The organism is Actinopolymorpha sp. B17G11 (assembly GCF_040196095.1).
In the GTDB taxonomy this organism is placed as follows: Bacteria; Actinomycetota; Actinomycetes; order Propionibacteriales; family Actinopolymorphaceae; genus Thermasporomyces.
Genome location: NZ_JBEFTW010000037.1, coordinates 73,895 through 83,586, shown reverse-complemented (window position 1 = coordinate 83,586; position 9,692 = coordinate 73,895). Strand labels below are relative to the sequence as shown.

General features: G+C 65.1%; 8 protein-coding genes. 5 read left to right on the top strand and 3 right to left on the bottom strand.

Annotated elements, in window-relative coordinates; all coding sequences use genetic code 11:
• From ABN028_RS28870 to ABN028_RS28860, 3 genes are all read right to left on the bottom strand, one after another.
• On the bottom strand, positions 1–197 hold a 197-nt coding region (locus tag ABN028_RS28870), incomplete at its 3' end, for a hypothetical protein (RefSeq protein ID WP_349698801.1).
• Between the two features lie 472 nt (positions 198–669).
• Positions 670–1,917, bottom strand: coding sequence for a BNR-4 repeat-containing protein (locus ABN028_RS28865; RefSeq protein ID WP_349698800.1), 1,248 nt, complete (start codon positions 1,915–1,917; stop codon positions 670–672).
• Positions 1,918–1,999: 82 nt separating this feature from the next.
• Entirely contained in the window at positions 2,000–3,589 is a 1,590-nt protein-coding gene (locus tag ABN028_RS28860; RefSeq protein ID WP_349698799.1) for an alkaline phosphatase D family protein, read from the bottom strand.
• Between the two features lie 246 nt (positions 3,590–3,835).
• On the opposite strand from ABN028_RS28860, the gene ABN028_RS28855 reads away from it, so the two are divergent.
• From ABN028_RS28855 to ABN028_RS28835, 5 genes are all read left to right on the top strand, one after another.
• Positions 3,836–5,833, top strand: coding sequence for an ABC transporter substrate-binding protein (locus ABN028_RS28855; RefSeq protein ID WP_349698798.1), 1,998 nt, complete (start codon positions 3,836–3,838; stop codon positions 5,831–5,833).
• Positions 5,834–5,851: 18 nt separating this feature from the next.
• On the top strand, positions 5,852–7,285 hold the full coding sequence (locus tag ABN028_RS28850) for a sulfatase-like hydrolase/transferase (RefSeq protein WP_349698797.1): 1,434 nt from the start codon (positions 5,852–5,854) through the stop codon (positions 7,283–7,285).
• 152 nt (positions 7,286–7,437) lie between these two features.
• On the top strand, positions 7,438–7,566 hold the full coding sequence (locus tag ABN028_RS28845) for a hypothetical protein (RefSeq protein WP_349698796.1): 129 nt from the start codon (positions 7,438–7,440) through the stop codon (positions 7,564–7,566).
• A 108-nt stretch (positions 7,567–7,674) separates the two neighbouring features.
• Positions 7,675–9,129: a serine hydrolase domain-containing protein gene (locus ABN028_RS28840; RefSeq protein ID WP_349698795.1), complete on the top strand. Its 1,455-nt coding sequence runs from the start codon at positions 7,675–7,677 to the stop codon at positions 9,127–9,129.
• A 108-nt stretch (positions 9,130–9,237) separates the two neighbouring features.
• Complete coding sequence (locus ABN028_RS28835; RefSeq protein WP_349332312.1) at positions 9,238–9,630, top strand: hypothetical protein; 393 nt, start codon at positions 9,238–9,240, stop codon at positions 9,628–9,630.
• The last annotated feature ends 62 nt before the right edge of the window (positions 9,631–9,692 follow it).

Below are 9,692 nucleotides of genomic sequence, written 5' to 3'. Positions count from 1 at the left end.
CGGCCCGAGGACAGCCCGGCGATCACCCGGTCAGAGACGTCGAGCCCGACGACACGAAGCCCCGCCCGGCAGCCCTCACGGACCAACGGCAGACCGACATACCCCAGACCAACGACAGCAAGGTCACGCTCGGTCTGGTCCTGAGGTGGCTGGACTCCGTGCTGGAGCACATTGTGGTTGGACGACGATTGGTTCATATGGCTTCCTTGACCGACAGGTCCGGCAAGGACCTCGAATAGCGAGCACATCGCTGATCAACGACATGACGATACTCAGACATTGACCCCCCAGCCTCAGAAGCTCGCTATTTCTACACCAGAGGGCCATCCTGCCGCCAGTGAGGTGCGCGCTGTTGGAGTCGTCCCGTCGCATCCACCACCTCGACGTCGAGGTCCGAGTGCGGCGAAATTGTGGGGCTAGCCCGAGATGTCCCTGTTCGGGCGCAGTTCATCGAGGTCGGAGAAGGATTCAGATCCGTCGAAATTGGACGTCAGCCCGTCGGACCACTGTGGGGCAGAGTCGCGAGAGCGAGCGACGAGACCTGGCCGGAACCGGCCACCTGCGAGAGGTCGGCCCGGCGAGCACGAAGATGGGTGAACGGGCAGGTCGGAACGGGCCGACACCAGTCGAAGCCCTTCGAAGTCGTCGAGTCGGCTCAGCTACAGCAGCTCAGCGGCACAGTGCGAACGGCATGCCGTCCTCGCCGAGCGCCATGATGCGGGTCTGGTACGACGTGTAGCTGGGGTACTCGCCAGCCATCCAGAGCACACTGAGGGCACCGTCACCGCGCATCCCGTGTGGCTTGAGCGGGCGTACGTTGAGTTCCCGCGAGTTCGAGGTGATCGCCACCGAGTCCCAGCTGGCGCCTTGGTCCGTGGAGGTCCAGCGGGAGATCTCGTGCCGACCGCCCGGCTCCTGGCGGGACAGCAGGACCACCGAGGGGTTGGCGTGGTCCAAGGAGATCCCGCCGGAATAGTTGGGCTCGTCGCCGTCGGCACTGATCGAATCTCCGGCAGCCGTGATCTCGGTGTCCACCCACGAGCCTGCGTTGTCCCAGCGGGCATACCGATAACGGTGGTCGGTGTCGGAGGGAAACGTCGCGTAGACGAGAATCGGCCGGCCAGCGGAGTCGCAGGCGATGTCCCATATCCAAGCCTTGGGCCCGGCGGCCGCGGCATCGTAGGCCAGATCAGCCTGATCCGGCCGGATGGCGGCGCCCAGGTCGCCGATCGGTGTCCCGTCGGCGCGGTGAAGGCTGCCGGCCCGGTAGTACATGTAGTAGATGCTGGTGCGCACACGGTTGGGATGTGCCTGGGTGAACGCGAAGTGAATGGTGTCGGTTCCGTCCGAAAACACCTTCACATACGGGCGTTCACCGGGAGCGCTGATCAATGTGGTGGCCGGTGTCCATGTCTCGCCGTCGACGCTGGTGGAGAATGTCGGGTTGAAGTTGCCGCCACGCCAGAATACGAAGAGCCGGCCAGGCTCCCTGCTGAGCTGGGCGAGATTCTGGTAGGTGAATCCGGGACGGTCGCCACTGGTGTTGTCGGTGATCTCACGGACGGGTTCCCAACCGCCGGTGATGTCTTCGGCCAGTACCGAACGTCGGTAGTAGATCGGTACGCCGGGATACTGGTGACCCGTCCAGAAGGCCATGATCCGGCCATCGGGGCGCACACAGATCGCCGGGTTGTTGTGATCGTCTTTGGGGAAACCATCCATCAGCGTGGACGTCGAAAGTTCGCCGGTGCCGTGGTCGTACTGCGCGATCACGATATCGCCCGCGTCACTGATATAGCTCACGAACGTACGCTTGTACCTGCCTTCGTGGTGGAGCGCCCGCGGATCGCCGAACCAGCACCACGCGCCGCCGACCGGCAGAGCCTGTGCGGACATGTCTTTGTCATCCACAGTCACGTATCTCTCCACTCGGCAACGGAACCCACACCACCGCCAACGAATCCGCCGAAACGAACTCCCGGTCTTTCCAGTTCGCCGATCAAGGATCAGCCGTTTCCTTGGCGATGAGTGCTCTTATCGCTTCCTCCCGAGTTCTGTCCGGCAGTCTGCGCGCCTCATCGGGGGTGGGCGGCCGGTCCAGCGTCTGCCGGAGTCCGCGTACGCCGTCGTCGACCACGAACGAGGCCCGGGTGAACACCTCGGCACCGGGTTCGGTCACTCGTCGTACGCATTGCAGGTCGGCGGCCAGATGCTCGGGTGTGACGGTGATCGTGACGTACCCGCGAAGGTTCGTGTAGAAGCGCAGGTGCGGATTGTCGGCGAAGATCGGGTGGTCACCGAAACTGTCCTCGCCGTTCCCGTCGGTGGTGATCGAGGTGGTCACGAGTTCGGAGCCGACGGTCTCCGCTGCGGGATCCAGATAGTCGAGCTTGAGATCGGTTGCCCAGTGGGCGTGTACGTCACCGGACAGGACGATCGGGTTGCGGACGCCAGCATCGATCCACCCTTCGGTGATGCGTTCCTGACTGGCCACGTACCCGTCCCACGCGTCCATTCTCGTCGTCAGGATCCCCTCACGTTCGACGAGACGGCGGGCGAAGACCACCTGCTGAGCGAGAATGTCCCAGCGTGCCCTCGAACGTTGGAAGCCGTCGATCAGCCAGCTTTCCTGGTCGGCACCGAGGATCGAGCGGGCGGGGTCGAAGGCCTCGGGACAGTCGGCGAAGCCGCCTCCACACACCTGTGCGTCGCGGTACTGACGGGTGTCGAGCAGATGGAACGTCGCCAACCTTCCCCAATGGATGCGACGAAACAGCTGCAGGTCGATTCCTCGAGCGATTGATGTCGAGCGGAGCGGCATGAACTCGTAGTAGACCTGGAACGCCGCCGCCCGACGACGGAGGAAGTCCGCGATCGGCTGACCATCGCTCGGGACCTCGTCCGCCCAGTCACTGTCCAGCTCGTGATCGTCCCAGACGACGAGCCAGGGGAAGCTCGCATGCACGGCCTGAAGCTCGGGTTCGGAGCGGTACTGCCCGTACCGCACGCGGTACTCCGCGAGGGCGGAGATCTCGATCGGCGGTTGGTGTCCGCGCCCGAGGGAACCCTGCGCCGGTCCTTCGTAGATGTAGTCGCCGAGAAAGACAACGAGGTCGAGATCCTGCTGGGCCATGTGCTGGTAGGCGGTGTAGAACCCGTGGGGGACATGCTGGCAGGACGCTTGCGCAAATCTCAGTGTTGCCGGCTGGTTGTGGGCGGCGGGTGCCGTTCGCGTCCGACCGACGGGACTGATTTCCGAGCCAACGCGGAAACGGTAGAAGTAGCTGCGCTCGGGGCGGAGCCCACTGACCTCCGCGTGGACCGAGTGTCCGAGGTTCGGCCCCGTCTGCTCGACCCCACGGGCGACGACCCGCCGGAACCTCTCGTCCTCGGCGACCTCCCAGCGCACGGGTATCGGCACGGGCGGGATTCCACCGTGGCCATCTGCTGCCAGGGGCTCCGTAGCGAGTTTGGTCCACAGTACGACGCCGCCCTGCAACGGATCGCCGGACGCGACTCCAAGTTTGAACGGATAGTCAGGAAAGACCACAGGTTGGGGCTCGGCGTGACCAGTGTTGCTGGCCATCATCGATGCAAGCCAGGCACCCGTCACACCTGCCGTACGAAGGAGTCGACGACGCGGCCACATACCTTGTCTCCCGTGGAAGAACCCCGTGGACACGATCATCGCCGAAGCTATGCGCGGAGTGAATCGGTGTCAACCAGATGCATTCCTTACGGTCTCGACCGAAACATGCGTTCGTTGTAGGCTGCGGCACAGACACTCGAACGGCCGTGGACGAACGCGGCTGGCGACCACGGGATGGAGTTGGGTATGCGCTCCAAAGGCCCGGCAATCCGGGAGTTGACACGACGCGACGTCCTGCATCTTGGGTGTACTGCGACACTCTCCGCAGTCGCACTCACAGGATGTGATGCGCTCTCGACCAAGCCCAGCAAGGATCGGGCGAACGACGGCGCCGCGAGGAAGAACGGCCGCGAGGCGCCGATGCTCGCCGAGCAGGTCAGGGCGGGCGACCTGCCCCCGGTCGCCGAACGGATGCCGAGCTCACCACTCGTCGTCGATCCGGTCGATCGGATAGGCGGGTACGGCCAGTCGTGGAACTCGGCGTTACTCGGTCCGGCCGACACACCGTGGTTGGACCGGACGATCGGCAATGACTACCTCGTGGGATGGGACCGGGGATGGCGCGAGGTCATGCCGAACATCGCCCAGTCCTTCGAGGTTGCCCAAGGAGGGAAGGAGTACACGTTCAAGCTGCGGAAGGGCATGCGGTGGTCCGACGGTGAGCTGTTCACGACGGACGATCTCGTTTTCGCCTTCGAAGACGTCCTCATGCACGAAGAGCTGTTCCCGGTAGGGCCGCCACCTGTGTTCATGTCGGTGGACAGCAGGCCGGCGGAGATCGAACGAGTCGACGACCACACGGTGCGGTTCCTCTTCTCACGCCCGAAGGGAACCTTTCTGCAGGAACTCGCGACTCCCGATGGCGGCCGCTGGCTCACCGCGTATCCCCGTCACTACCTCGAGCGGTTCCACCAGAAGTACGCCTCCGATGTCGAGGGCCTGGTCAAGGAGTCAGGCGCCGCGTCGTGGGGCGACTTCTTCCTGCTGGACAAGGGCTCCGTCTGGTCCAACGCCGAACTTCCGTCGCTCTTCGCGTGGCGCCTCACCAGGGGCCTGGGCACCGGCACCCGGGTGGTGGCCGAGCGCAATCCCTACTACTGGAAGACCGATCCCGAGGGGAGTCAGCTTCCCTACCTCGACCGGGTGACGTTCGACGTCGTCAAGGACGCCGAGGTGATGCTGTTGAAGGCGACCGCCGGTGAGCTGAACATGCACACGCGGCACTTCAACAGCCTGAAGAACAAACCGGTCCTGGCGCGCGGGCGCGACCGGGGCGGCTACCAGTTCATCGACCTCGTGCCGAGCGAGATGAACGAGATGATCATCATGGTCAATCTCACGCACAAGGATGCCCGGTTGCGTGAGATCTTCCAGAAGAAGGACTTCCGCATCGGGCTTTCGCACGCCATCAACCGGAACGAGTTGAATACCGCCGTCCTGCAGCGTCAGGGTGAGCCATGGCAGGCGGCCCCGCGTCGCGAGTCGACCTTCTTCGACGAGGAGTTTGCGAAGCAGTACACCGAGTACGACGAGGGGTTGGCAAACGACCACCTCGACAGGGCTGGACTGACGGAGCGAGACGGGGAAGGATTCCGGCTCCGTCCCGACGGGGAGCGCGTGTCGTTCAACGTCGAAGTCGCGAATCCGACCGTCAAAGACACCTGGGTGTCCGCGATGGAACTCGTCAAGGGGTACTGGGCGGCGGTGGGGATCGACATCAGCGTCACCAACGAGGACCGGACCCTCTGGACGGAACGGGTCACCGCCAACGAACACGATGCGGCGGTCTGGACGGGCCCCGGTGGCCTCGACATCGACGCCCTCCTGTCAGGACATCACTATCTGCCGTACAACGTAGGTTCGAGGTATGCGATCGCGTGGGCGGACTGGTATCTGTCCGGTGGAAAGGCAGGGGAGGAGCCGCCTGCTGTCGTCCGGCGCCAGCTACAGCTCTACAACGACATGCTCACGACATCCGACGAGGCCGAGCAACAGAGCATCTTCCGGAAGGTTCTGCAGATCAGCAAGGAGCAGTTCTACGTGATCGGAACCTTGCAGGTCGCACAGGGCTACGGGATCGTGGGAAATGGCTTCCACAACGTGCCGCGTTCAATGGCGGACGCATGGCTGTATCCAACTCCAGGACCGAGCCGGCCGGAGCAGTACTTCGTCACATCAACATAGGAAGTGGGCCTGGACCGGATGGAGCGCCCCAACGTTCTCCTCGTCATGGTGGACCACTGGCCGGGCAGGCTGCTGGGTGCTGCCGGCCACGAGGTGATCCAGACGCCAACTTTGGACACACTCGCCCAGGGCGGCGTTCGCTTCTCGCGCGCCTACAGCGAGTGCCAGATGTGTGTGCCAGCGCGCCGTACGTTGATGACCGGCGCCACCGCAGGTTCCCACGGAGACCGGATCATGGATCAGGCTGGTCTGATGCCTGACCTGCCGACGCTTGCGCAGACGTTCCGCGACTCGGGGTACCAGGCGTACGCCGTGGGCAAGATGCACGTGTTCCCGCAGCGGAGTCGGATCGGATTTGACGATGTGGTGCTCAACGAGGAGGGCCGTACGCAGTGGGGGGTGACCGACGACTACGAGCAGTTCCTCACCGACAGCGGGTTTCCTGGTGAGCAGTTCGGTCACGGACTGAGCAACAACCAGTACGTCTCCCGCCCGTGGCACCTGCCTGAGGACTGCCACGTGACGACCTGGGCGACCCGGCAGATGTGCCGGATGATCAAGCGGCGCGATCCGACCAGGCCGGCGTTCTGGTACCTGTCCCACATGCATCCACATCCACCGCTGGCCCCGCTGCGTGACTACCTGCAGATGTACGACGGTGTCGACATCGATGATCCGGTGTGTGGGGAGTGGGCGCGGCGCGACTCGCAGCTGCCCTACGCTCTGCAGGCGCTCGCCGATCGGCGCCGGCCGGTCGGATTCGGGGAGCACGAGGTGCGGATGGCCCGTCGGGCGTTCTACGCACTGTGCACCCACATCGACCATCAGCTGCGGGTGGTCATCGGCACGCTCCGTGAAGAGGGGCTGCTCGGGGACACGGTCATCCTCTTCACCTCTGACCATGGCGACATGCTCGGCGACCACCGGATGTGGGCGAAGTCGGTGTTCTATGAGGGTTCGGCGAACATCCCGATGATCCTCTCCGCACCGGCTGGGGACGACCGTGTCCGGCAGGGGTCTGTCGACGACCGGCTGGTCGGCCTCCAGGACGTCATGCCGACCCTGCTCGAGCTGGCCGGCATCGACGTACCGGCCAGTGTCGAGGGGCGATGCATGGTGGGTGATCGCCGCCGCGAGTGGTTGTACGGCGAGTGCTGCGAAGGCCCGGATGCGACCCGGATGCTGCACGACGGACGTTTCAAGCTGATCTACTATCCGGCCGGCAATCGGGTGCAGCTGTTCGACGTCGAGGCAGATCCGCACGAACTGATCGACCTTGCTCCTTCCCCCGACCACGTCGACGTACGTGAGCATCTGCTTGAGTTGCTGGTATCCCAGCTCTACGGCGCCGATCTGGACTGGATAGCTGGCGAGGAGTTGGTCGGCCTACCCGGGTTCTCCTACACAGCGACCCCCAACCGAGAGCTCTCCAACCAACGCGGAATCCATTAGCCATTGGGCCGCCGGGGAACCGCCGGGGCCAGTTCCGAACCAGGTCCGACGCAGACTTGCCTGAGTGCGGGCGGTTGAACGTGTGTCCCCGACCTCACGAAAGGCCCGCTCAGGCGGATCGCACGGGAGTACGGCCTGCCGGCCGTCGTCGGGTGGAGAACGCCACGCAACGGATCCAGGACGGGCAGCGGATCCGGGTGAACGGAACCGACGGCTACGTCGAGATCCTTCCCCGCGGTCGACGCTCCGCACTGGCAGGGACGGGCAGTGCTGATGTGTGACGTATAGCGGACACGGCCTGGACGTCGGCCAAGCCGTCTGGGAACGATCAGTTCAACATCGGCTCATGCACACAGCAGCCGACCCGGCGCGAACGCGAGGACCACCACGTGAGTGTCTACCCACTGCCTGCCAGTTCGCCGGCCGCACAGGGAGTCGATGCCTGTGGCATCGGCACGTTCCTCGACGCCATCGAGGCTGCGCCGGCCATCGAACCCCATAGTCTGATGGTCTTGCGTCATGGCCACGTCGTCGCCTCGGGCTGGTGGGCTCCGTACTCGCCCGACCGGCTGCATCTGCTCTATTCCCTCAGCAAGAGCTTCACGTCCACGGCGGCGGGCTTTGCCGTTGCCGAGGGGCTGGTGCGCCTCGACGACCCCGTGGTCTCGTACTTCCCCGAGTTCGAGGCCGAGATCACCGATCCGCGCAGCCGCGCCATGCGCGTGCGGCACGTCGCGTCGATGGCCAGCGGCCACGTTGCCGAGACGATGGAACGGGCCGCGGCTCTCGATCCGGATGAGATCGTGCGCGGCTTCCTGCTGCTTCCGCCGGATCGTGAACCCGGCACGGTCTTCGCCTACAACCAGCCCGCGACGTACTCCCTTGCCACGATCGTTCAGAAGGTGACCGGCCAGACATTGACGGAGTATCTCCGGCCCCGGCTGTTCGATCCACTCGGCATCGGCGAGGTGGTGTGGCGACAGCACCCCGCCGGCCGCGACATCGGCTTCTCCGGTCTGCACGCCACCACCGACGCGATCGCCCGGCTCGGCCTGCTGTACCTGCAGGGCGGAGTCTGGGAAGGCAGGCAGTTGCTTCCGGCCGCGTGGGTTGCCGAGGCGACGCGATCGCACGTGTCGAACGCCGGCGAGCCTAATCCGGACTGGCAACGCGGTTACGGCTTCCAGTTCTGGATGTCCCGGCACGGGTATCGAGGTGACGGTGCATACGGCCAGTTCTGCGTCGTCCTTCCCGACCATGATGCGGTGATTGCGATGACCGCGGCGACGGTTGACATGCAGGCGCTCTTGGACGCGATGTGGGAGCACCTCGTGCCGGCGTTGGGCGCCGCACCGCTCGACGGCCGGGACGGCGAGGACGCGGCGCTGGCCCAGCGGCTGTCCCGACTCGAGCTTCCGACCGCTCCGGGCAAGCCCGCGCCGCCTGCCGATCCCGGCACCTGGTCGGGTGCGGAGTTTGCACCGGACGGCGGTGCGTGTGCGGACCAGCCGACCCTGACTCGCGTGGTGGTGGCGCCAGGAGAGGACGAGGGTTGGCGCGTTTCGTTGGTCGAGGACGGCGGGACGGTCGAGCTGCGGCTGAACGCGACAGACACGCCGGGCTGGTGCGTGGATGCGGGCCCCGACGCACCCGTTCCGACGGCGTTGTCTGGCGGATGGACCAACCCCGACACGTTGACCGTCGAGGTGGTTTTCCTGGAGACGCCCCACCGTCTGGTCGTGACGTGTTCGCTGGTGAGTCGTACGTTCACCGCCCGATGGCGCACGACTCCGCTGCACGGAGGTCCGCTCCGCGCGCACCGCGCCGTACGTACCGGACGTTGAGGCAGGGACACTCACCGCCGCGCGCCTAGCGCCGGGGCGACTGGCTGGCCGTATCCTGATCGGCACTCCCGGAGCGGGCGTTGTGGGGTTCGTAGTAGGGAGCACCATGTGAACGTTGGCCGGGTCTGGAAAGGTTCGCCAGGACCGCTACTGGTTGCCTATGTGATGCTGGACTTGCTGCTATTGATCTACACGCGAACAGTGGGAGCCGACGTCAATGAAGGCAACCCAGTCGCGGAACAGGTCTTTTGGGCCCTCGTCTCAGCCGGTCTCACCTGGCTGGTGTGGCGTCGCAGCCGACTCGCGTGGGGGATCCAGGTCGTGCTCAGTGCCTGGATGCTTGCGGTCCTCGCGTTGGGCGCCGACATCGTGAACGCATACCTGGTCACGCTCCTGGTGGTCATCGCCACCCAGATGACAGCGCTCCTGTCCCCGGCCGTACGCAAGCACGTGCGCACCACCCGGATGCCCGACTCGTCACCTGAATCCGGCCAGGCCTGACTAGCCTTCCGTCCGTACGCCCCACCCACGCTGCTGACTCGGGAAGGTGGTTGAGGTGGGGG

Excerpts from the sequence above, each read along its gene's own strand:
- ABN028_RS28850 (WP_349698797.1), top strand. The coding sequence starts at position 5,852 with ATGGAGCGCCCCAACGTTCTCCTCGTCATGGTGGACCACTGGCCGGGC.
- ABN028_RS28860 (WP_349698799.1), bottom strand. The coding sequence starts at position 3,589 with ATGATGGCCAGCAACACTGGTCACGCCGAGCCCCAACCTGTGGTCTTT.
- ABN028_RS28855 (WP_349698798.1), top strand. The coding sequence starts at position 3,836 with ATGCGCTCCAAAGGCCCGGCAATCCGGGAGTTGACACGACGCGACGTC.